Consider the following 22,713-nt stretch of genomic DNA (forward strand, 5'->3'; position numbering starts at 1 on the left):
AAGAGGTTAGATTCGTCTAGCCTCTTTTTTTTTGATTTAGTTTCTGGTTAAAATGAATTAGAAATAAAATGTTATTCTATCTTTGCAAAAAATTTTCCTGCAATAAGTTAACAATTATTTAATTGGTTTAATTTTTGAATGCAGTTCTTTATAATTTTATAATTAATAGGTGGGTACAAAATCATATTTTTTTAAGTCTTTTGCAATCGTTGCATTGGCATTGGTTGCTTTTATTGGGTTCAAACAAATCCTTCCGGATAAAATATTTTCAGAAAGCAAATTAGATTCTAAAAATGTATTAATAGACAGCCTTCTTTTAGAATCGGTTGCCGAAGATTCATTGGCTCTAGACAGCGACAGCATTTCTAAAGAAGACCGAAAACTGAATCGTCAGAAGATTGTTTTTGATGAAGCTGGAGGAATTGAATTTCCGTCAGAAACATTTGAAAATTACAAAGGGTACCAATACCTAATTCATTTTTACGAAAAATTGTATCAGTTAGAAAAAAATCCGCAGGCAAAAGTTCGTATTGCGTATTACGGAGATTCTATGACCGACGGAGATCTAATCGTACAAGATGTCCGTATGAATTATCAGGAACGTTTTGGCGGTACTGGAGTTGGTTTTGTTTCGATAACTTCAGAATCTGCAGCTTCTCGTGGTTCTATAAAAGGACAATATTCTAAAAACTGGAAAACCCAATCGTATTTGAATGTAAAAAAACCAATAAGTCCTTTTGGAGTAAACGGCCACGTGTTTTTTGCTAATAATGGAACTAATACAACTTGGATTCAGTTTGAGGCGGGATTAAATAAATTTGCTACTACCTTAGATAATCCGACTTTATTTTACGGGCGTTCCTCTAGAACTGGAAAGGTCAATTTTATTATCGGAAAAGATACGCTTAAAAAAACCTTGTCTCCAAACAGTCTTGTAAATACATTAAAAGTCTCGTCTGGAAGTTTGAAAGCTTTCAAAGCTAATTTTATACAAGCGGATTCTATTCCGATTTTTGGATTTAATTTTGACAACGGAATTGGTGTTCATGTGGATAATTTCTCTCAGAGAGGAAATTCAGGGCTTCCGATTTCGATTTTTGATGCTAATGTAATGCAGGCTTTTAATACCAATTTAAAATACGATTTAGTGGTTCTTCATTACGGAACTAACGTATTGAATTATGGTACCAAAAATTATTCATGGTACGAAAAAGGAATGACTAAAGTAGTTAACAAAATTAAGGAATCGTTTCCGGGAGTTTCAATTCTGATTGTTTCTACCGCTGACAAATCGACGAAATATAATCTTGAAATGAAAACAGATTCGGCCGTAGTTCCTTTGATGAAAGCACAGAAAAAATACGCTTTAGAAACAGAATCAGGTTTTGTGAATCTGTACACACTAATGGGCGGTGACGGATCTATGGTGAAATGGGTTGGAGAAACTCCTGCCAAAGCCAATAAAGATTACACACACTTTAATCAGCGAGGTGCAAAAGCGATTGGAAAACTATTGTATGATCAACTGAACGAAGGTTACGAAGAGTACAAAATACTTAGAGAAAAAAGAGATTCGGGATCAAATAAAAGAACGGTTAGGAAATCAAGACCCGATTCCGTCTCGGTAAAAAGTGACAGCTTATGATGAATAAACTTATTGTTATCCTTTGTTGTCTGTTTTTTTCAACAAATGATGAAAATCCAAAATCAGAGTCAAACCCAATAGTCAAAAACATGATTCAAAAAGCCGATACTGCAGCCGTTGAAACTTCTTCTGATAATCCGATCTACAATGCGGTAGCATTGAAGGATTTTTTTGAGAAGCTGAAAGAAAACGAAAAGCAGCGAAGCCAAAAAATCAATATTGTGCATATTGGCGACTCTCATATCCAGAGTGATTTAATGACTAATGAAGTTAGAAAACGACTTCAACAAGAATTTGGAAACGCCGGCCGAGGTTTGGTTTTTCCGTATCAGTTGGCTAAAACAAATGGCTCATACAACGAACGTTTTAAATCGAACAGAGTTTGGGAAAGTTATAGAAACATTTATCCGGTAAAAAGCAATCCGATTGGTTTGTGCGGTATAGGACTCTGGAGAGACAGTGGCGGATTTGTAATGGAAATGAATGTAAAAGATCCAGCTTATAAATTCAATACAATTAAAATTATAACACCTCAGAATCAAGATATGTTTGATCTGGCGGTTTCTTCAAAAGTCAATCTGATTCAGACAACAGAAAGAAAGGTAGTTACTCATAAAATTAAAAAAGGAGAAGTGCTGGGTACAATCGCAGACAAATACAATGTCTCGATTACTGAAATCAAAAGAGCGAATAATCTAAAATCGAATGGCATACGTGCAGGACGAACTTTAAAAATTCCGACCAATCAGACAAAGCCAAAAACAATTTCAATGTCTGAATTTGTGCCTTTAGAAATACAATCAGATTCGTTTTCGCATTATTATAATTCAGAAAATCCTTTAAGCCGAATATTTTTGGTCCCCAATAAAGAGGCTTCAAATTATGAATTAAATGGATTGGTTTTAGAAAAAGACAATCCAGGAATAATCTACAGCGGAATTGGGGTGAACGGCGCTAAATATTCAGACTATAATAAATACCCGTTATTTTTTGAGCAGCTAAAATCACTGCATCCCGATTTGCTAGTTTTTTCGCTAGGAACAAATGAAAGTTATGATAAGTTAGATGCTGAAAAATACATCAGAGAACTAAGGGAGTTTATCAGTAAAATAAGGGAGCAGAAAATAGAAGCGCCGATTATAGTAATGACGCCTCCGCCATCATTACTCAGAAGAAAACCAAATACTTACATCGATGATTACACAAAAGGAATTATTGGTACAGCAAAAAATGACAGTTTTGCAGTTTGGGATTTATATGATGAATTTGGAGGAATGAGCGGTATAAGGCAGCTAAAAGCAGAAGCTTTAATTGGCCCAGACTGGGTTCACTATTCTAAAAAGGGTTACGAAAAACAAGGGAAAATGTTTACAGAGGCTTTATTAAAAGCTTATAATTATTATAAAAACTAGAGATAACATTGACAACAATAGAGAGCATCAATAATTGGTTTATTGAAAATTTTGGTGCAATTACGATGGAAAAGGCTGAAAGTTGGTTTGTTTACAATCCAGACGAAAAGCTTTTATTTAATACCGGTTTATTCCTAGGTTTATTTCTGGTTTTCTATTTTGTGTATGGTTTTTTACGCAAGACATTTTATTTAAGATTAACGTATGTTATCTTTTTCTCGCTTTTCTTTTATTACAAATCAAGTGGTGTTTATTTCTTACTGCTGTTGCTTTCGTCTGTTGTAGATTACGGACTGAGCCAGATTATTTACAAAGAGAGCCGTGATAATGTCAAGAAAATTTATCTTGTAGTAAGTGTAATCTTAAATTTAGGATTATTGGGCTACTTCAAGTACATGAATTTTATGATTGGAACATATAACGATATGTTTAGCGGAAATCTTAAATTTCATGATATTTTCCTTCCAGTCGGAATTTCGTTTTATACCTTCCAATCGATGAGTTACATCATTGAGATTTATCGTGAAGAAATAAAACCAACCAAAAATTATATCGAATATTTATTTTTCGTTTCGTTTTTCCCGCAGTTGGTTGCCGGACCGATTGTACGCGCAAAAGATTTCCTTCCGCAGATTTACCAAAAGTTAAATTTAACTAGAGAAGATGTAAACAACGCACTGTTTTTGATTATTGGAGGATTGATAAAGAAAACCGTAATTTCAAATTACATTTCGGTAAACTTTGTCGATCGTGTTTTTGATACGCCGTTGAGTTATACTTCTTTTGAGAATTTAATGGCCTCTTACGGATATGCGATTCAAATCTATTGCGATTTTTCAGGATATTCAGATATGGCAATTGGTATTGCATTATTGCTAGGATTTAAGTTGCCAGCTAACTTTAGAACGCCATATAAATCAACTTCGATTACTGATTTTTGGAGAAGATGGCATATTTCGCTTTCAACTTGGTTAAAAGATTTCTTGTATATTTCGATTGGAGGAAACAGATCAGGTTCTTTTGCAGGATATTTATTCCCAAGTCTATTTTTCTTTGGATTATTGCTTTGGGGAATTTCAAATTATAATGAAACTATAATCCCGCTTGTTGTAGCTGGAATTAGTATTTTGATTTTCTGTTTGTCGTTTTTACTTTCTAGTAAAAGAAAACAAACTTTGGTGACTAATTTCAATCTATTTACCACAATGCTTTTAGGAGGTTTGTGGCATGGTGCCGGAGCGCAGTTTATTGTTTGGGGAGCTTTACACGGAATAGCATTAGCAGTTCATAAAATTTTCATGGAATTCTTTCCTTCGAAAAAAGACAAAAAGCCAAGTTTTCTGTGGAGATTTTTCTCAATCGTCATCACGTTTCATTTTGTAGTTTTCTGCTGGATATTTTTCCGCGCCAGAGATTTCGAAACAGCCTTGCAAGTAATTAATACGATCGGACAATTGACATTCGAACCAGAACTTTGGAAAACAATTGTTTTAGGATATAAAAATGTATTCGGATTAATGTTGTTTGGTTACGTTTGGCATTTCTTGCCCGAATCATTCACAAACGGAATGAAATCTGTTTTTGATAAAACACCAATTTTAGTAAAAGCTATTATTCTAGGTTTTGTTTACTGGATTGTTTACGCAACAGCCGTAGCCGGTTCGCAGCCGTTTATATACTTTCAATTTTAAAGGTTCATAGCCACAAAGGCACAAAGGTTTTATTCTTTTGCGCTTTTTTTTGTTTTGCCGCAAAGGCACCAAGGCACTAAGTTTTATTCTCTCGCAGATTTAGCAGATTAAAGGGATTTTTTATTCTCAATCAAAAAATATCTGCTCAATCTGCTCAATCTTCGAGAGGAAAAGCATAAGTAATTCGAAAAATTAATGTAGTTGGTGGCAAAAAAAAACTTTGTGCCTTAGCGTCTTCGTGGCAAAATTCAGCATAAATAAAAATTGCCTAAAATATCTAATTAGATTATCTTTGCACCTCAAATAAAGAAAATAGTATGTTTGATAATTTAAGTGATAAGTTAGATAAAGCGTTCCATATATTAAAAGGACACGGTAAGATTACAGAAGTAAACGTTGCTGACACCTTAAAAGAAGTACGTCGTGCCTTACTTGATGCCGACGTTAACTTTAAAATTGCTAAAGATTTTACAGCAAGAGTAAAAGACAAAGCAATTGGTCAGGACGTATTGACAACATTGCAACCAGGACAATTATTAGTAAAACTGGTAAAAGATGAGTTGACGGAATTAATGGGTGGAGATGTTGCTGGTGTTAACTTATCAGGAAATCCAACTGTTATTTTGATGTCAGGACTTCAAGGTTCTGGTAAAACTACTTTCTCAGGAAAATTAGCCAACTTCTTAAAAACAAAGAAAAATAAAAAACCACTTCTTGTAGCTTGTGATATCTACCGTCCTGCGGCGATCAATCAGTTGCATGTTGTTGGAGATCAAATAGGTGTTGAAGTTTATTCAGAACCAGAAAATAAAAATCCTGTAGAGATTGCTCAAAATGCAATCAAGCACGCTAAAGCAAACGGATTCAATGTTGTTATCGTCGATACAGCAGGTCGTTTGGCAGTAGATCAGGAAATGATGGATGAAATTGCTCGTGTACATAAAGCAATTCAGCCACAAGAAACTTTGTTTGTTGTCGATTCGATGACAGGACAAGATGCTGTAAACACAGCAAAAGCTTTCAACGATATTTTGAATTTTGATGGAGTTATCTTAACGAAATTAGATGGTGATACTCGTGGTGGAGCGGCGCTTTCAATCAAATCGATTGTAAACAAACCAATCAAATTTGTAGGTACTGGAGAAAAAATGGAAGCAATTGATGTTTTCTATCCAGAACGTATGGCTGAGCGTATCTTAGGAATGGGAGACGTTGTGTCTCTTGTTGAAAGAGCTCAAGAACAATTTGACGAAGAAGAAGCTAGAAAACTTCAAAAGAAAATCGCTAAAAACGAATTTGGTTTTGACGATTTCTTAACCCAGATTCAGCAAGTAAAGAAAATGGGTAATATGAAGGATTTGGTTGGAATGATACCAGGAGCCTCAAAAGCCATGAAAGATGTAGAAATCGAAGATGACGCCTTCAAACATATTGAAGCGATTATTCATTCGATGACGCCGGGAGAAAGAAGCAGGCCATCCATTATTGACGTAAAAAGAAAAGCCAGAATCGCAAAAGGTTCGGGAACTAAAGTCGAGCAAGTAAATCAGTTAATGAAGCAGTTTGACCAAATGAGCAAGATGATGAAGATGATGCAAGGTCCTGGCGGAAAAAATCTGATGAAAATGATGGGAGGCATGAAAGGAATGCCAGGAGGAATGCCGAGATAAAATAAAAGTTTAAGGTTTAAAGTTTCAAGTTACACGTTGGAATTTTAGACCTTAAATTTTATAACTGAATTAATATAAGAGAAGATAACTTCTCACTTCTTACATAGAACATTTAACTTTTAGAAAACAATGCAGCTACTAGACGGTAAAAAAACATCTAACGACATTAAAAACGAAATTGCAGCCGAAGTTCAATCTATAAAAGCAGCTGGAGGAAAAGTGCCTCATTTAGCAGCGGTTTTAGTTGGGAATAATGGAGCAAGTTTAACTTACGTAGGAAGTAAAGTAAAATCTTGTCAGGAAATCGGATTTGATTCTACTTTAGTAAGTCTGCCGGAAACTATTACTGAAGAGGAACTGCTTGCCAAAATTGTAGAATTAAATGAAGACGACAATCTGGACGGATATATCGTTCAGTTGCCATTGCCAAAACATATTGACGAGCAGAAAATTCTTTTAGCAATCGATCCTGACAAAGATGTTGACGGATTTCACCCAACTAACTTCGGAAGAATGGCGCTTGAAATGGAAAGTTTTATTCCAGCAACTCCCTTCGGAATTATGGAATTGTTAGAGCGTTACAAAGTAGAAACTTCAGGAAAACATACCGTTGTAATTGGAAGAAGCCATATTGTAGGACGTCCGATGAGTATTTTGATGAGCCGTAAAGGAAATCCAGGGGATTCGACAGTTACTTTGACGCACAGCCGCACTAAAGACTTGGCAGAATTCACTAAAAATGCAGATATCATTATCACAGCTTTAGGAGTTCCAGAATTCTTAAAAGCAGATATGGTAAAAGAAGGCGTAACCGTTATCGATGTTGGAATTACACGCGTAGAAGATGCATCAAATGCAAAAGGATACGTTATCAAAGGAGACGTAGATTTTGACGGAGTAAGTAAAAAAGCATCATTCATTACGCCAGTTCCAGGTGGAGTAGGACCAATGACAATTGCGATGTTACTTAAAAATACACTTTTAGCTCGTAAAATGAGAAGTGCAAGAAATAAATAATTTCTTTTTCAAAATACTATGAAAGCCTGTTCAATTGAGCAGGCTTTTTTTTGTTGTATAAATTTTTGAAACACATAGAAACATAGAATTAATTTTTCCGTAAAAGAATATAAAAGAGAAACTAGTTTCTCTCACAGAGCTAAGGTATCTATGTTTTTTATAATAAGTGAAACGCCTTTTTACGGTAACAAATATCTATACCTCTATGTGTTTAAAAAAACTTCACAAATGGCCATTTTAATATATAATTAATAGTTTAAAGTTTTGGTTCTTAAAAATAAAGGATACTTTTGCACCACTTAAAAAACACTTCTCCAAATGGACGATTATTATTATTCGTTAGTATTAAATTAAGCAGCTTTTGAAATTTCAAAATGCTGCGTTAAAACCCTGTATTTTGAAATGAAAGCCTTTTACGCAAACAACAACGGATTGGTAGAAATCCAAAAATGGACTTCAAATTGCTGGATTCACATCGAATCTCCAACAGAATCAGATAAAAATTACTTGTTAGAAGAACTTCAGGTTCCTGAAGCTTTTTACAATGATATTGAGGATATTGACGAAAGACCTCGTATCGAAATCGAAGATGGCTGGACTTTGATTATTATGCGTATTCCTATAAAAAGCGGAGATGTAAAAATTCCTTTTCATACCGTTCCTCTCGGAATCATTTTTAAAGAGGATATTTGTGTTACCATCAGTTTTTATAAAACAGAAATCATTAAAGATTTTGTGGCTTATTCACAGCGCAAAAACATCGAAATAGAAGATAATTTCAATTTGGTTTTACGATTGCTTTTATCATCCAGCGTTTGGTATTTGAAATACCTGAAACAAATCAATCATAAAATAAAACTCGCGGAAGATAATTTAGAGAAATCAATCAAAAATGAAGAATTGCAAGCCTTGCTTCAAATCGAAAAATGTTTTGTGTTCTTTATCACTTCTCTAAAAGCAAATGATGTATTGTTTCAAAGAATTAAAAACTTAAAAGCCCATAAAGCCAATTACGATCCGGAATTATTAGAAGATGTCGAAATCGAATTAAATCAGGCGCAGGATACTGCCAATATTTACAACAACATCTTAACCGGAATGATGGACGCTTATGCTTCTGTAATCTCCAATAATATGAACAATATTATGAAGCAGATGACTTCCATTTCGATTATTTTGATGATTCCAACCCTTATCGCCAGTTTGTACGGAATGAACGTGCCAAACGGTCTGGAAGAAAGCAAATACGGAATTTGGATCTTGCTTTTTGTTTCCATATTGTTATCTACTTTTGGAGTTTTCCTATTCAAAAGAAGAAGATGGTTCTAAAACTTAAAAATAATACAAAGCCTGTTCGTTACGAATGGGCTTTTTTGTTTTTATAGTTTGGGCGTGACCGAGTCTGCAAAAAGGCGCTTTCAATCTTTGTACGTATGTGCGCCTTTCTGCAGACTCGGTCGGGCTATCCGCGCTACTTCGGTAGCCAGCTCCTATCCCTCACGCAAACCAAGGTCTTTAAAAAACATTTATTCTTATAGGATTTTCAAAATTCTGCAACCGTTTTGAATTCATAATAAGTTTCCGCAATCGATAAAAACTAACTATTTGTTTGATTTAAAATTTAACATCTAATTTTTAACAATTAGTTGTAATTTTTTGAATTTATAAAGTAAGTTTGCCCCTAATAAAACAAACAGTTTAAGCCTTTAGAAGTATATCATTTCCCCATGAATGCAAACTTGCCAATTGCCACATTATTAGTTCTTTTAAATAAATTTTCCTCAATAAGAAGCAGTTTTAAAGCACTGACTCTATTTGTTTTGTTCTTATGTAGTCTTTCCTCTTTTGCACAGAAAAATGTCATCATCACAGGTAAAGTTGCTACCGAAAAAGATTTACCTATCGAAGCCGCAACGATTTATTTATTGCATCCTAAAGATTCTTCCGTAGTTACTTATACGATTTCAGATAAAGACGGTCTCTTTAAATTGGAAGCCAAATCAGGACTTCAAAATAGCATTCTAAAAATTGCAGCAGAAGGTTATCAGGAATTTTCTACTACTATAGAAAAACTCACTAACAATATAGATTTGAGAGTGATTAAACTTGTAAAATATGATGTTGAATTGGATGAAGTTATTATAAAAAGTGAAGTTCCTATCCGAATAAAAAAAGATACCATCGAATTTAATGCTTCTTCATTCAAAGTACGTCCAGATGCCAATGTAGAAGCTTTGCTAAAAGAATTACCGGGTGTAGAGATTGATATGGAAAAGAGAATAACCGTAAACGGAAGAAAGGTAAGCCAGATCTTAGTTAACGGAAAAACTTTTTTTGGTCCAGACGGAAAAGTGGCAATTCAAAACCTTCCGGCTGAGTTGATAAACAAAATACAGGTTTCAGACGCTAAAACCAAGGAGCAAGAATTTACCAAACAAGCTTCGACATCAGAAAATGTGTCAATGAATTTAACGATAGCTGAAGAGAAAAATAAAGGTTTTTTTGGTAAAATTGTAGGTGGCTACGGAAGTTCGGAGAGATATGAGAATAATCTTTTAATGAGTTATTTTGAAGATAAAAGACGCATCAGTTTATTGGCTTCTTCTAATAATATTAATTCAGGTGGCTTTTCTATGGATGAGGTTTTTGATAATATGGGTGGCGGAAGAAACGAAGGTTTTGGAGGTGCTTCTGGTGGTGGAACAGGGATAATAAAATCGAATATAGTTGGAGTAAATTATACTGATGAATGGTTTAAAGATGGGAATACTGATTTTAATTATAATTTTGCCAATTCCAATTCAGACAATACGAGTAAAACGTCAGAACTTACTTTGCTTCCAACAGGTTCCTTAACAGCCAAATCTACATCAAAAAGCAATCAGGATTTTAATAAACATAATGCAAATTTAAGTTTTAGTTTTAATATTTCCCCTTTAACAAAAATTGTAGTTGCACCTTCTATTGATATGGGAAAAACATTATCGACGGCTAATTTCGAAAAAGAAACTTGGGACGAGAATAATCAATTAATCAATTCCAGTAATTCTTTCAATACAAATGAAAGTAATAACACTAGTTTCAGAAATAGTTTTATGCTTGTGTCAAGAAGTAAGAGAGAAGGAAGATACTTTTCTGTAATTTTTCAAAACGATAATTCACAAGACGATTCAAAATCGAGGATAAATTCAGAAACGGTTTTTGCGCAGGGAACAAGTCCAGATGATTTACGTAACCAAAACGTTACTCAGAAAAATGATAGGCAAAAATATACAGGAACTATTGACTATGCTGAACCGGTAACCGATTTGCTGAGCCTACAATTTTCAGTAGATACAGATTTTGAAAAAAGAGTAAATGATAAAAAAACATTTGACCGAAATGGTCAAGATGTTGAATATGATGTTTTTAATGAGTTGCTTAGTAATTTTAGTTCTTTTAATAGTTTTCAAGTAAAGCCCAAAATGCGTGCTGGTTTTGGTGCAGAGAAATTTAATTTAATTGTATCTACAGGAACTTCTGTGGTCAAGACTGAAAATCATGCTGTATATTTAATGGAAACAATAGATCTAAATAAGAATTATTTTATTCCAAATGTATCAATTAATGTAGGTTACAGTTTTGGAAAATCAAAAAGACTTTTTATGATATATGATCGCAAATTTACACTCCCGACAGAAAATCAGGTTTTGGCAGTTGTCAACTTAGATAATCCTTTGATTGTTAGAACAGGGAATCCGAATCTAAAAGCTTCCACTTTTCATTATTTACTTGGAAATTTTTCAAGTTATGATTTTCAATCAGGCTCTAGTTATTTCGTTAATTTTAATGCAGCATATTATGATAGTCAGATTGTGGATGCCTCTGCCTATAACAGTTCTGGAAAGCAAATTTCAACTTTTGATAATGTAAGTGGCACATACGATATATCGTTGGGAGGAGAGTGGAATAAAACGATAAAGAGAGAGACAAATAAGTTTAAACTGCGCTTTAGTATGTATGGCAATTATACTTTTAATAAAGGTTTTACAAACAATCAGCTGTACGAAGCAAAAGCGTTTAGATTAACGCCTGGTTTTGCATTTACATATGAATATGGAGACTTACTAAACATTCAGCCATCGTATAAGTTCTCATACAATGACGTTTCATATAACAATACTTCTTTAAGTTCAACTTCAAATACGATTCATAATTGTAGTATAGCAATGACGAGTTTTTGGCCTAAGAATTGGGTTTTTGGTAACGACTTTGGTTATACCTATAATTCGAATATTTCGGGGCCGTATAAAAAAGATTTTTATTTGTGGAATACAAGTTTATCCTACCGATTTGCTAAAGAGAAATTTACCGCCAAAGTCAAGGTTTATGATTTGCTGAATCAAAATCAGAGCACTTCGAGAACCATTACTCCAACAGCTGTTGTCGATTCAGAAAATAATGTTTTAAAGCGTTACATCATGTTTTCTTTACTGTATAAATTTCAAAATTTTAAGACGAATTATAATTAGTCTTCGGACAAATTAAATTCTAAGACCGCTTTTCTTTAAAAAAAGCGGTCTTTTTTTCATTGTGATTTCAAAATAAATCATAACTTTGCACTTCAAAGTACTTTAATTATGAATCAGAAGCACCAAGAAGATTTAGCACATATCCGTTCCATGATGGAACGTTCTTCAAGATTTATATCCTTAAGTGGATTATCGGGCGTTTTTGCCGGTCTGTCTGCGCTTATAGGTGGAATGTACGTTTATCTGTTGTTTAAATCAAACGGCATAGATTATCTTACAGACGAGCACAGGTCGTATTCATTTGCTTTGGTAAAAGAATTATTTTGGACTGGAGTTGCAATAATGTTTTTTGCAGTGCTGTTTGGTATTTTTTTTACAATCAGAAAAAGCAGAAAATACAGTCTGCCGATTTGGACATCTGCAACAAAAAATATGCTTTTTAATCTAGGGGTTCCGCTTGTAGCTGGTGGTATTTTTTGCCTGGCTTTGATTTACAACGGAATTTTCGGTTTTGTGGCGCCTGCAACCTTGATATTTTACGGACTTGCAGTAATAAATGCTGAAAAATATACATTTTCGGATGTAAAATATTTAGGATTCTCACAGTTGTTGCTGGGATTAATTTCGCTTTTTTTAATCGGTTACGGCTTAATTTTCTGGATTATTGGTTTTGGAATTCTGCATATTTTGTACGGATTGATTATGTTTAGAAAATACAAATAAAACCTGCCCATGGGAATTATTGATAAATTAAATAAAGATTTCGAAAGCCGTGTCAGATTAGGTATTATGTCTATTCTGATGGTCAATGAATGGGTAGATTTTACGGAGATGAAAACACTTCTTAATATTACCGACGGTAATCTAGCAAGTCATTCGGCAGCATTAGAAAAGGCAGAATACATTGAAGTAAAGAAAGAATTTGTCGGCAAAAAGCCTAAAACCTCTTATCGGGTTACAGAAAAAGGACGTCAGGCCTTTAAAGAACACCTGTCATATCTCGAAAAATTAATGAAATCATAAGAACTAAAAAATTTTGTCTAAAAACTTTGAATTGCAAAGTACTTTTAATTTAAAATCATGAAAAAACATCAAATTATTTTAGTCAGCAGTCTTGTTTTTGTATTGCTTTTTTACAAAGAATCCCTTGGGGTTAATTTGGGCATTTTTGCTATTTTTTTAACTGCAATGATCTGTTTTTTGTTTCAAGAACGATTTGTCAGTAGAACGCATCTTATCTTAGTGGTTACTTCGGTTTTATCGGCTATTGCTTTTGCTTGGTATGGCGATTTCCCTTCGTTTCTGGCTTTGGCTTTGTCTGTTCTTTTTCTGCAGTTTAAAACGCAGCATAATGAACTCAAAATTCTGCAGGTTTTCCCGCTCATTTTTTTAAACGGAATCACTTCTTTAGGAAGGATTTTAATTTTCAGCCAATGGCTTCCCAAAAAGGAAGTCAAGAACGATACATTGAAAAAATTTATTGCCTATTTGTTTATTCCGCTAGTGTTTTTGGTTTTGTTCTTTACGGTTTATTCCTTCGGAAGTAATCATTTCTCTTCTTTGTTTGAAAATTATACGTTCGATATTGATCCTCCGGTTCTGTTTTTGATCAGTGCAGTAGGATTTTATATTTCGTTCAGTTTTTGGAATTATTGGGTTCCTGATTTTAGTTTTCAATACAATTCAAAATTGGATAATGATTTTGATGCTTCCGTTAAAAACAATCATAAAAACACGTTTTCGTTCCTTGATTTGGATTTTGAAAGAAGAAGTGGCGAGATTACGCTTTTATTGCTCAATGTGATGCTTTTAGTTTTTATTGCGACATACAATTACGAACAATTTTTTGAATCGAATGAAATCTTCCAATTAAGCGCAGATACGCATGAAAGAGTAAATGCTGTGATTTTTTCAATTACTATGGCGATTGGCGTGATTTTGTTTTATTTCAAGTCAGGTTTTAATTTTGATGAAAAAGCTTCAAAACTCAAAAACTTATCCAAAATCTGGATTGTCCTAAATGCAGTTTTAATTGTAAGCGCTTTGCTTAAAAATGCCGAATATGTTTCTTTTTTCGGTTTTACCTACAAAAGGCTTGGCGTATTTGCTTTCTTGATTCTTGCCGTGATTGGACTCGTTTTCACTTTTTATAAAATAATGAAACAGAAAACGAACGCATTTCTTTTCAATCAAATGGTTTGGTTTTTTTACGGTACAATATTATTGTGCAGTTATGTCAACTGGGGAAACTTGATAACCACTTATAATATTTCTGTAAATAAAGGGGTAGAGCCTTATTTTTTGTTTGAATTAAATTTTAATGATGAACAGCGTGAAGCTTATTTCAAGACTTTAAAAAACGAAACTATTAAAAAAGAATACCACAATGAGAATAGTATTTTGAGTCATAAAAATGATTCCTTTTTGTCAAAAGCTTTGTATTATGAGTTTATAGCAACAGAGACAAAGTAAGAATTGTTTATTTTTTGGATTCCCATCTTTTACGAGGTGGGATTTTTTTTTAACCATTTGTTTCAGACAGTTATTTTTTGTTGTTCGTCTTATTTTTATGTTATTTATCGACATAACACTAAATGTTATAGGAAAATCTTTATTATATTTGATTCCTGAAAAATTATATTTTTTATGCTTTTTGTAAGAAATTATAAAATTTCATTAAACTATTAATTTAACCCAAAAACAATTATTATGACAACAACTACCCTTTTATCGCCAGATCAAACAATCAATCCTCCAGGAAAATGTATTGAACTAGAACATAAAAGCAAATTGACAGCTAAACCTCTAAGTTTTCCTGAGAATAATTCAAAAATTCCTTTTGCTCCAATTGTTCAAGCTACATTGCTTAAGGATGGAACATTCCAAATTAGAGCCGTTTTTTTGGTTGCTTGTAAACCAAAAAGAGAAGAAGCAGAAGAAGATGAAAAAAAAGGCGAGTTAAAATTTGAGATTTTTCAAAATTGGTATGTAGATCTTGACGGACAACGTCAATTACAGTTTTTTATAGCTTATAATATCGATGATAACATAAACAAAAATTTTGATGTTTACGAAGCAAGTTTTAAAGCTGAAAAATTTCCTTATGGAGAAAATGCTTTTGATGGCATAAATACAATTCAAACTTTTCTTTGGGATATAGATCCTGAAACGTCGAGAGGAACGGAGACTACTGTACAGCACAATTAAGGTACTTAATAAATAATAAAAGGACAATGATTAAAAATGTTTTTTTTATTACTTTATTCTTGACACTCAACTCTCTTATTCTTTTTTCGCAGAACAAAAAAACTGATAACCTTTTAGAATTACAGATAAAAGCAAAAGTTTTAAAATATAATGATCAAATTAATTTTAATAAAGCACAGCGCTTCTTTTTTGAAAAGAACTGGGATTCTACCTTAGTTTATTCGATGAAACAGCTTAGCAAGACCAAGAACAAAGAATTAAAGGACTATTGTCATTATTTTAGAGGGATAAGCTTTCAGAATAAAAAAATTTTAGATCAGGCAAAAAAAGAGTTTGGTCAAATCTCTTCTGAATTTGATTTTTATTACAAGGTTAATTTTTCTTTAGGGGAAATAGCATTGCAACAAAATAAATTAGAAGAAGCATTATCCTATTTTAATTCGATTGATAAGTTACATGAACGTTCTTACGATTTTAAAAAAAGTTCTGTTTCTCATAACATAGGATTATGTTATCTGCATTTAGGAAATTTTGCTAAAGCCGAGAAATACTTGTTTGAGAGTACAAGGTTACAGGAGATAGAAAAAGACACGCTATTATTAATAGGTTCTTATATGGATCTTGCCAATTTATATTATATACAATATAAAGATAATGAGGCAATTCCTTATTTTGAAAAAGCTTATAATCTATCTAAAAAAGTAAAATCTTTTGATCTAAAAAGAGCAGCAGCCAAAAATATGGCAGCAGTAGAGGAAAATAGAAAAAACTTTCAAACTGCATTAGTATACAGAAAAGAATTCGAAGCTTGGAAAGATTCCTTAAACGATCAAAATAAAGTCTGGGCCATTGCCGATCTTGAAAAAAAGTTTGCTGTACAGCAAAAACAAAAAGAAGTCAATGTTCTGGCTGCAGAGAATAAAGCAAAAATAGCCGAAAGAAATGGGTTTCTCATTTCTTCGGTTTTATTGCTGATTTTATTTGGTACAGGAGTCTATTTTTACAGACAGAAAATCAGAAGCAATAAAATTATCTTAAAGCAGAAAGAAGAACTGGATGAATTAAATGCCACTAAAGACAAATTGTTCTCTATTGTCAGCCACGATTTAAGGTCGTCTGTAAATGCTTTAAAAACAAGCAACGGAAGATTGCAGGAAAATCTGGAAAATAAGAATTATGAAGAACTGGATACACTGCTTCATAACAATAGTACAATTGCCAACGGAGCTTATAATTTATTAGATAACCTGCTTAATTGGGCTTTGTTGCAGACAAAACAAACTTATTTTTATCAAGAATCGCTGCATCTGGCGTCTATTGTACAACAAGTTGAATACAATTACAAACCATTGATGCTGATTAAAAATATTTCTTTTACGAGCAATGTGCCTTCTGGAGAATATGTTTTTGCAGATATGGATTCGCTTAAAATTGTTCTTAGAAATTTTTTGGATAATGCGATTAAATTCACAAAAGAAAATGGCTCGATAAGCATTTATACTCGTCCATCATCTGAAGATTTCTGTTATTTAGTTATAGAAGATACAGGATTAGGAATGAGCAAATCAACCCGCGAAGAGCTGCTTAAAGATTCGGTGTTGCTTTCTAAAAAGAAAAACGACGATATAATCGGAACCGGACTCGGAATGCAGTTGTGTAGAAGCATGATTCATAAAAATGGCGGTAAACTCGATATAGAGAGTGAGGAAAACATCGGAACGAAAATTATTATTGCACTACAAAAGTTTAAAAATCATGGATAATATAAACGTACTTGTTATAGAAGACACTGTTTCAGAAAGTGATGCGCTCGTAAAAGTACTTTCTGCCAATAATTACAATATTGTCGGAATTGCCGCAACGTACAATCAGGCGTTGGAAATGTTTTACAACAATGTGGTGGATATCGTAATTATTGATGTTTTTCTAGATGGAAAACCGGACGGAATTACATTTGCAGAAACCATTAACATTGTTCCGAACAGCGTAAAACCGTTTGTTTTTTTAACGAGTTCAAAAGACCGTCAGATTTTTGAAAGGGCAAAATTGACCAAGCCTTTCAGCTTTTTAATGAAACCTTTTAACGAATTGGAGATTTTGTATGCTTTAGAAATGGCCGTTGAGAAGTTTTATGAGCAGACGAATGTTTTTCATAGCGAAGACCAAAATACAGTAATAAGCAATGATACTCTTTTTATTAAAAAAAATAAGGCTTTAAAAAAAGTACGTATCGAGGATATTGTTTACATAGAGGTAGAGGATCGCTATTGTAACATCATTACAGAGACTGAAAAATTCGTAATCTTGATTTCGCTTACCAAAATCATGCATCTTTTTGATGCGTCCAAATTTTTCCAGACGCATCGAAATTATATTGTCAACTCAAGTAAAATCTTAGAGATAGTGCTGAGTGATAATTTGATTATATTAAAAGGAAACCACAATGTAACTTTAAGTGAAAAATACAAAGATTTGGTCAGCAGGTTTACAGTTCTAAAATAAAGCTGTTAAAGAAAATAATTGACTAGGTAAACTAATTGTTTCTTCGTCTAAATTTAGGGTCATTTCTGTTGATATCTGTTCTTCGTCTTGGAGCTTCTGGTTTTGGCAGACTCGCTTCTTCTGTTTTGCTCGATGGCTCAATCAGTTGGTTGAGTTCCTTAATTTCTGCATCTGTTAAATCGCGGTAGCGTCCTACAGGCACATCCAAAGAAATATTGATGATTCTGATGCGTTTTAAGGCAGTTACTTCATAACCTAGATATTCGCACATTCTTCTAATTTGACGGTTCAATCCTTGCGTCAAAATAATTTTGAACGTGTTTTTACTAATTTGTTCTACTTTGCATTTTCGGGTCACAGTATCCAAAATCGGAACACCATTTCCCATTCGCTGAATAAAACGTTCGGTAATAGGTTTGTTTACCGTAACAGTATATTCTTTTTCGTGATTGTTTCGTGCGCGAAGAATCTTGTTTACGATATCTCCGTCATTGGTCATAAAAATTAGTCCTTCACTGGCTTTATCCAATCTTCCAATCGGAAAAATTCGCTTCGGGTAATTGATATAATCCACTATATTATTTCGTACTTCGAGATTGGTTGTACATTCAATTCCGACCGGTTTATTGAAAGCTAGATAAACCATTTTTTCGTGCTTTTCAACGATTAATTTCCCGTCAATGCGCACTTCGTCATCCGGAGAGACTTTTGTCCCCATTTCGGCTACAGCGCCATTTATGGTTACACGTTTTTCATCAATCAGCTTGTCTGCTTCACGACGTGAACAAAAACCGGTTTCTCCAATGAATTTATTAAGACGTTTCAAATTTTCTTCCATACTGCAAAAGTAGGCAAAAGTTTAGAATTTTAGATTTTAGACTTTAGATTTCAGATTTTTAAAAAAGTAAAAACGCTTTTGAAATCTTAGCATCTTAGATTCTAAGAAGCTTAGTGCCTTAAGAATGAAAAATCGAACTATCTTCTGGAGTTTCTTTTCTTTCAAACATGCCGTAATCACGTACAACCGTTGCAATTCGTAAATGATAATCTTTAAAAACCCCGTTTCTTCCTTTCGCTTGTGCGTGACGATGCATTTCTAGATTTCTCCATTTTTGGATGCTTTCTTCATCTTTCCAAAAAGATAATGACAAGATTTTTCCAGAATTAGTAAGACTTTGAAAACGTTCAATAGAAATAAAACCTTCAATAGTGTTTAGTTCAGGACGAAGGCTCGCGGCAATATCCAGGTATTCTTCTTTTTTTCCCTCGTTAGGAATAACTTCAAAAATTACAGCTATCATGTTTTTGTTTTTTTATTGTAATGAAATCCAGATTACTTTTGGTAATCGGGCATTAATCATTGGTTCGTATTGTATATTATTTTCTAAAATTTTAATGGTTTTAAATTCATTAAATAAAAACCATAATGCTTCAGTGGCTAAATGAATGGAAAAATGTTTTGCGAGGCACATATGACCGCCAATTCCAAAAGTTAGATTTTCAGTATTAGTATTTCTTTCCATATCAAATTTTGATTCATTTTTAAACTTCTTCGGATCTCGATTTGCCGATGCAAGCACTAATAAAATCGAATCGTTTTTTTTAATTAGGCTTTCGCCGATGAAAATATCTTCGACAACAATTCGTCTTGTATTATGAATGGGCGGATCAAAACGCAACGTTTCGATAACCGATTTTTCAATTTCCGTTTTAGTAGAAAAGGTTTTATTGTTGAGAATCTGTAACAACGAATTACTCAAAATCCCTCTTCCTGCATCAAAACTCTGAATAAATAATCCAATTAAGTTGCTAATGCTTATCGTTTTAATTTCGTCAAGCGAAAGAGCGTTTGATTCGGTAATTTTGGCTGATAAAGATTCGTAAAAGCTTAATTGAAAGAGCTGTTTTTCTACGATTGAAAAGATTGTTTCTGAAATTTCATTTATAGATTTCACTTGCTCTTCTGTTTTCTGCGGAAGCATTATTTTAACCAAAGATTCTATTTGATATAAAATAAAACTACAATCCTTATCCTCAAAATTAAAACTTTTCAAGACAACTAATAGCGGTAGTTTCTTGCAAACAGAATTGACCCAATCCATTTTATTTGCTGCCAAATTGTTTTTTATGAGTTGAGAAAGAATTGAAGTTATATCGACAGATTTCATTTTTGAGAACAGCAACATTGCAATTTCTTTTGAAATTTTATGCTGTATTCCGTTTGATAATCGTGTCAAGTTGTTTAAAATTTCTAAAGCTTTTTTATTTAGTTTTTGTTCGTTATTTGGATTGACAGTCGGAATCTCGGCTTTAGGGTCTTTCAAAATAGAAACACAATCTTCATAAGAATATAGTGCCCATATTTTATTTGTTTCGTCCCAATAAACTGGATTGTTTTGCAACATAGTTTTATAGGTCAGATACGGATTGCTTATGTCAGATTGAAGGAATAAAGTCGAATTCATGTCGAATGTTTTTAGCAAAGTTATTTAACTTTACAAGGCGATAGTTCATTCTACGCTTAACTATGAATGCCGAAATGGAAGATCAATTTATAAAAACAGCATCTTTAATTGGAGACCCAACGCGTGCTTCGATTTTATGGACTTTAATGGATGGAAGGGCTTTTACTGCTACAGAATTAGCAATAAGCGCCAACACTTCACCACAAAATATAAGTATGCATTTAGGAAAACTTCTAGATGCCGATTTGCTTTGTGTAGAAAAACAAGGACGTCATAAATATTATCGGTTTTCAAATAAAGAAGTCGCCTATGCGCTTGAAGCAATGGCTAGTTTGATTCCGAAATCTGAAGTTTCTTCAAAAAGCAAAACGGAAAATTACCCTTCAATAAAATTCTGCAGAACTTGTTATGATCATCTCGCAGGAAAAATAGGTGTGGCTTTAACGGATAGTTTATTGGAACAAAAAATAATTTTAGATAAGGATAATACTTTTGAAGTAAGCCTAGAAGGAGAAAAATGGTTTTCAGATTTTGGGATTAATTTAGAAGAAGCGCAAAAGCGAAAACGAATTTTCTTAAAACCGTGTTTGGATTGGAGTGAACGTAGAAATCATATTGCCGGTTCAGTTGGAACATTGCTTTTTAATAAAATGCTGCAAGAAGACTGGATCAGAAAGACCGAAAATTCTCGAGTAATAATTGTTACAGGAAAAGGAGAGAAGGAGCTGTTTGAGTATTTTAAGATTGTTGTTTAGACTTCTTAGATAAAACTTAGTAGCTTAGCGACTTAGTGGCTCAGAATTCTCAGAAAAAAGAAATTCGATTATTTTATCGTACAATTCATCATCATGCATTCCGTGGCCTAAACCGCGTGTTTCGATAAATTGACTGTTTTTCCAGTTGCTGGCTATTTTTTTTCCTTCTTCAAAAGCGACAATTTTGTCTGAAACATCATGCGCGATTAACCCCGGAACATTAAACGCAGAAGCAAATTTCTGTCCTGAAAATTCTTCTAGTTTAAAGTTAAAACGATTTACAAATTTGCTCTCTAAAAGAGGAAGCATTCTGTTGTTTAGACTCAGCATCGAAATATAATTGTCAATCAAAGTTTTTAAGTCTGAAGGAGCTCCAAGAATTACCATTTTTGAAATACTGGTGTTCGGAAATAGATATTGATGATAAACACAGGCTGCACCACCAATTGAATGCCCAATTATAATTTCTGGCTGGTATTTTTCTACAGCTTTATTGATGAATTCTGCATAAAGTGGCACGTTAAATTCTTTTCCGCTGCTTTGTCCGTGTGCGGGTGCATCGAGGGCAATTATCGTGCTTCCGGATTTTTGAAGATGAGGTAAAGTCTTTTTCCATCTCGAAGAATTGCTTTCCCAGCCATGAACCAACAAAATTTTGGTTTCGTTTCCTTTCCAGATATAGGTTTGAAAATGATGTTCGTTGTGATGAAACGTTTCTGTTTCGGTATTTTTTAAAATCTTAGGAAGATTCTCTTTCTGCAGTCTGCCAATTGTGGGCTGGCTGAAAAGCGCATAAGAAAGCTCTAGAGCTTTTTGCGGTTTTATATAACTTAATAAATTAATATAAGACCCAACGGATTTTAATGTAATAAAACGAATTCCTTTTTTAATTCCCAAAACTTAAATTTTTTCTAAAGGTAAAAAAAAGTTTTGCCACAGATTGAAAGGATTAAAAAAGATTTTCTTCAGCATAAAGGGAATTTAATCAGTGTTAATCCTTTTAATCTGTGGCAAAAAAAAGCAAAAAAAAAGTCCCGATTAAATCGGGACTTGATATTTAGAATTTTGCGAACAATTGTTCCATTTTTTCTTTTTCTTCATCTGCTAAAGCAGTATCAACTAAGATTCTTCCAGAGTGCTCATCAGTGATGATTTTCTTTCTTGAAGCAATTTCTACCTGAGTTTGAGGTGGAATTGTAAAGAAAGATCCAGCAGAAGCTCCTCTTTCGATAGAAACTACAGCCAGTCCGTTACGAACACTGCTTCTGATTCTGTTGTAAGCAGCTAATAATCTGTCTTCGATTTGCGCTGCATATTCAGCAGATTTCTCAGTCAAGAAGATTTCTTCTTTCTGAGTTTCAGCCATGATAGCGTCTAATTCAGATTTTTTATGTTTTAAGTGAGAGCTTTTAGCATCAAGTTTTTCTTTTAAGTTAGAAATAACTTCTTTTTTGTGCTCGATAGAAGCTTTCATCTCTTTGATTTGCTTTTCAGCTAATTGAATTTCTAATTCCTGAAATTCAACTTCTTTTGTCAAAGAATTAAATTCTCTGTTGTTACGTACTGATTCTTGTTGTTTTGTGTACTTTTTGATAACTTCCTTATGCTCCTCAATAGCAATTTTCTTTGCTTTGATTTGCTCCTCAATCACTTCAAGTTCACCTTTCAGTTTCTCTGAACGAGTGCTCAAACCTGCAACTTCATCTTCTAAATCTTCAACCTCTAAAGGAAGTTCTCCTCTAACGTTTCTGATTTCGTCAATTCTAGAGTCAATAAGCTGTAAATCGTATATTGCTCTTAACTTGTCCTCAACACTTAATTCTTTCGTATTCGTCATA

19 protein-coding genes are annotated in these 22,713 nt (G+C 33.4%); 14 read left to right on the plus strand and 5 right to left on the minus strand.

All coding sequences use genetic code 11. The annotated features are described in order from the left end of the window. Positions 1 to 169: 169 nt before the first annotated feature. From ACFFLS_RS02500 to ACFFLS_RS02560, 13 genes are all read left to right on the plus strand, one after another. Positions 170 to 1,645: an SGNH/GDSL hydrolase family protein gene (locus tag ACFFLS_RS02500; RefSeq protein WP_379689132.1), complete on the plus strand. Its 1,476-nt coding sequence runs from the start codon at positions 170 to 172 to the stop codon at positions 1,643 to 1,645. Then, the gene (locus ACFFLS_RS02505; protein WP_379689134.1) at positions 1,642 to 3,057 is read left to right on the plus strand and encodes a LysM peptidoglycan-binding domain-containing protein; all 1,416 of its coding nucleotides are present in this window, start codon (positions 1,642 to 1,644) and stop codon (positions 3,055 to 3,057) included. The genes ACFFLS_RS02500 and ACFFLS_RS02505 overlap by 4 nt, the downstream gene beginning before the upstream one ends. Positions 3,058 to 3,065: 8 nt before the next feature. Further along, positions 3,066 to 4,748, plus strand: coding sequence for an MBOAT family O-acyltransferase (locus tag ACFFLS_RS02510; RefSeq protein ID WP_379689137.1), 1,683 nt, complete (start codon positions 3,066 to 3,068; stop codon positions 4,746 to 4,748). Between the two features lie 317 nt (positions 4,749 to 5,065). Then, entirely contained in the window at positions 5,066 to 6,418 is a 1,353-nt protein-coding gene (gene ffh, locus ACFFLS_RS02515) for a signal recognition particle protein (RefSeq protein WP_379689140.1), read from the plus strand. A gap of 129 nt (positions 6,419 to 6,547) precedes the next feature. Then, entirely contained in the window at positions 6,548 to 7,435 is an 888-nt protein-coding gene (locus ACFFLS_RS02520; RefSeq protein ID WP_379683372.1) for a bifunctional 5,10-methylenetetrahydrofolate dehydrogenase/5,10-methenyltetrahydrofolate cyclohydrolase, read from the plus strand. 402 nt (positions 7,436 to 7,837) lie between these two features. Further along, positions 7,838 to 8,764 (plus strand): magnesium transporter CorA family protein, encoded by a 927-nt coding sequence (locus ACFFLS_RS02525; protein WP_379683371.1) that lies wholly within the window; start codon positions 7,838 to 7,840, stop codon positions 8,762 to 8,764. A gap of 398 nt (positions 8,765 to 9,162) precedes the next feature. After that, positions 9,163 to 11,946 carry an outer membrane beta-barrel protein gene (locus tag ACFFLS_RS02530; protein ID WP_379683370.1) on the plus strand — a complete coding sequence of 928 codons (2,784 nt, stop codon included), beginning with the start codon at positions 9,163 to 9,165 and terminating at the stop codon, positions 11,944 to 11,946. 108 nt (positions 11,947 to 12,054) lie between these two features. Continuing rightward, entirely contained in the window at positions 12,055 to 12,669 is a 615-nt protein-coding gene (locus tag ACFFLS_RS02535) for a hypothetical protein (RefSeq protein ID WP_379683369.1), read from the plus strand. A gap of 9 nt (positions 12,670 to 12,678) precedes the next feature. Continuing rightward, a complete protein-coding gene (locus tag ACFFLS_RS02540; protein WP_379683368.1) occupies positions 12,679 to 12,969 on the plus strand; it encodes a winged helix-turn-helix domain-containing protein in 291 nt (96 codons plus the stop codon). A 57-nt stretch (positions 12,970 to 13,026) separates the two neighbouring features. Further along, the gene (locus ACFFLS_RS02545) at positions 13,027 to 14,418 is read left to right on the plus strand and encodes a DUF4153 domain-containing protein (protein ID WP_379683367.1); all 1,392 of its coding nucleotides are present in this window, start codon (positions 13,027 to 13,029) and stop codon (positions 14,416 to 14,418) included. A 237-nt stretch (positions 14,419 to 14,655) separates the two neighbouring features. Next, positions 14,656 to 15,153: a hypothetical protein gene (locus ACFFLS_RS02550; protein WP_379683366.1), complete on the plus strand. Its 498-nt coding sequence runs from the start codon at positions 14,656 to 14,658 to the stop codon at positions 15,151 to 15,153. A 26-nt stretch (positions 15,154 to 15,179) separates the two neighbouring features. Further along, a complete protein-coding gene (locus tag ACFFLS_RS02555) occupies positions 15,180 to 16,916 on the plus strand; it encodes a tetratricopeptide repeat-containing sensor histidine kinase (protein ID WP_379683365.1) in 1,737 nt (578 codons plus the stop codon). After that, complete coding sequence (locus ACFFLS_RS02560) at positions 16,909 to 17,655, plus strand: LytR/AlgR family response regulator transcription factor (protein ID WP_379683364.1); 747 nt, start codon at positions 16,909 to 16,911, stop codon at positions 17,653 to 17,655. Before ACFFLS_RS02555 ends, ACFFLS_RS02560 begins: the two co-directional genes overlap by 8 nt. Positions 17,656 to 17,686: 31 nt before the next feature. Here the strand turns inward: ACFFLS_RS02560 and rluF are convergent, their stop codons facing one another. The 3 genes from rluF to ACFFLS_RS02575 form a co-directional block, all read right to left on the minus strand. Next, on the minus strand, positions 17,687 to 18,493 hold the full coding sequence (rluF, locus tag ACFFLS_RS02565; protein ID WP_379683363.1) for a 23S rRNA pseudouridine(2604) synthase RluF: 807 nt from the start codon (positions 18,491 to 18,493) through the stop codon (positions 17,687 to 17,689). A gap of 118 nt (positions 18,494 to 18,611) precedes the next feature. Beyond that, positions 18,612 to 18,956 (minus strand): antibiotic biosynthesis monooxygenase family protein, encoded by a 345-nt coding sequence (locus ACFFLS_RS02570; protein ID WP_379683362.1) that lies wholly within the window; start codon positions 18,954 to 18,956, stop codon positions 18,612 to 18,614. Between the two features lie 12 nt (positions 18,957 to 18,968). Next, positions 18,969 to 20,120, minus strand: coding sequence for a cytochrome P450 (locus ACFFLS_RS02575; protein ID WP_379683361.1), 1,152 nt, complete (start codon positions 20,118 to 20,120; stop codon positions 18,969 to 18,971). 62 nt (positions 20,121 to 20,182) lie between these two features. Between ACFFLS_RS02575 and ACFFLS_RS02580 the strand changes: the two genes are divergently transcribed. Continuing rightward, the gene (locus ACFFLS_RS02580) at positions 20,183 to 20,875 is read left to right on the plus strand and encodes an ArsR/SmtB family transcription factor (protein ID WP_379683360.1); all 693 of its coding nucleotides are present in this window, start codon (positions 20,183 to 20,185) and stop codon (positions 20,873 to 20,875) included. 24 nt (positions 20,876 to 20,899) lie between these two features. Here the strand turns inward: ACFFLS_RS02580 and ACFFLS_RS02585 are convergent, their stop codons facing one another. Then, positions 20,900 to 21,772: an alpha/beta fold hydrolase gene (locus tag ACFFLS_RS02585; protein WP_379683359.1), complete on the minus strand. Its 873-nt coding sequence runs from the start codon at positions 21,770 to 21,772 to the stop codon at positions 20,900 to 20,902. Between the two features lie 160 nt (positions 21,773 to 21,932). Continuing rightward, positions 21,933 to 22,712: a zinc ribbon domain-containing protein gene (locus tag ACFFLS_RS02590; protein WP_379683358.1), complete on the minus strand. Its 780-nt coding sequence runs from the start codon at positions 22,710 to 22,712 to the stop codon at positions 21,933 to 21,935. Between the last annotated feature and the right edge of the window lies 1 nt (position 22,713).

This window comes from Flavobacterium procerum, assembly GCF_042431625.1.
In the GTDB taxonomy this organism is placed as follows: domain Bacteria; phylum Bacteroidota; class Bacteroidia; order Flavobacteriales; family Flavobacteriaceae; genus Flavobacterium; species Flavobacterium procerum.

Bases quoted from the DNA above. Each gene is read 5' to 3' on its own strand.
- ACFFLS_RS02520 (WP_379683372.1), top strand. From the start codon at position 6,548: ATGCAGCTACTAGACGGTAAAAAAACATCTAACGACATTAAAAACGAA.
- ACFFLS_RS02530 (WP_379683370.1), top strand. From the start codon at position 9,163: ATGAATGCAAACTTGCCAATTGCCACATTATTAGTTCTTTTAAATAAA.
- ffh (WP_379689140.1), top strand. From the start codon at position 5,066: ATGTTTGATAATTTAAGTGATAAGTTAGATAAAGCGTTCCATATATTA.
- ACFFLS_RS02590 (WP_379683358.1), bottom strand. From the start codon at position 22,712: ATGACGAATACGAAAGAATTAAGTGTTGAGGACAAGTTAAGAGCAATA.
- ACFFLS_RS02555 (WP_379683365.1), top strand. From the start codon at position 15,180: ATGATTAAAAATGTTTTTTTTATTACTTTATTCTTGACACTCAACTCT.
- ACFFLS_RS02550 (WP_379683366.1), top strand. From the start codon at position 14,656: ATGACAACAACTACCCTTTTATCGCCAGATCAAACAATCAATCCTCCA.
- ACFFLS_RS02575 (WP_379683361.1), bottom strand. From the start codon at position 20,120: ATGAATTCGACTTTATTCCTTCAATCTGACATAAGCAATCCGTATCTG.
- ACFFLS_RS02560 (WP_379683364.1), top strand. From the start codon at position 16,909: ATGGATAATATAAACGTACTTGTTATAGAAGACACTGTTTCAGAAAGT.
- ACFFLS_RS02580 (WP_379683360.1), top strand. From the start codon at position 20,183: ATGAATGCCGAAATGGAAGATCAATTTATAAAAACAGCATCTTTAATT.
- ACFFLS_RS02545 (WP_379683367.1), top strand. From the start codon at position 13,027: ATGAAAAAACATCAAATTATTTTAGTCAGCAGTCTTGTTTTTGTATTG.
- rluF (WP_379683363.1), bottom strand. From the start codon at position 18,493: ATGGAAGAAAATTTGAAACGTCTTAATAAATTCATTGGAGAAACCGGT.
- ACFFLS_RS02505 (WP_379689134.1), top strand. From the start codon at position 1,642: ATGATGAATAAACTTATTGTTATCCTTTGTTGTCTGTTTTTTTCAACA.
- ACFFLS_RS02570 (WP_379683362.1), bottom strand. From the start codon at position 18,956: ATGATAGCTGTAATTTTTGAAGTTATTCCTAACGAGGGAAAAAAAGAA.
- ACFFLS_RS02535 (WP_379683369.1), top strand. From the start codon at position 12,055: ATGAATCAGAAGCACCAAGAAGATTTAGCACATATCCGTTCCATGATG.
- ACFFLS_RS02540 (WP_379683368.1), top strand. From the start codon at position 12,679: ATGGGAATTATTGATAAATTAAATAAAGATTTCGAAAGCCGTGTCAGA.
- ACFFLS_RS02525 (WP_379683371.1), top strand. From the start codon at position 7,838: ATGAAAGCCTTTTACGCAAACAACAACGGATTGGTAGAAATCCAAAAA.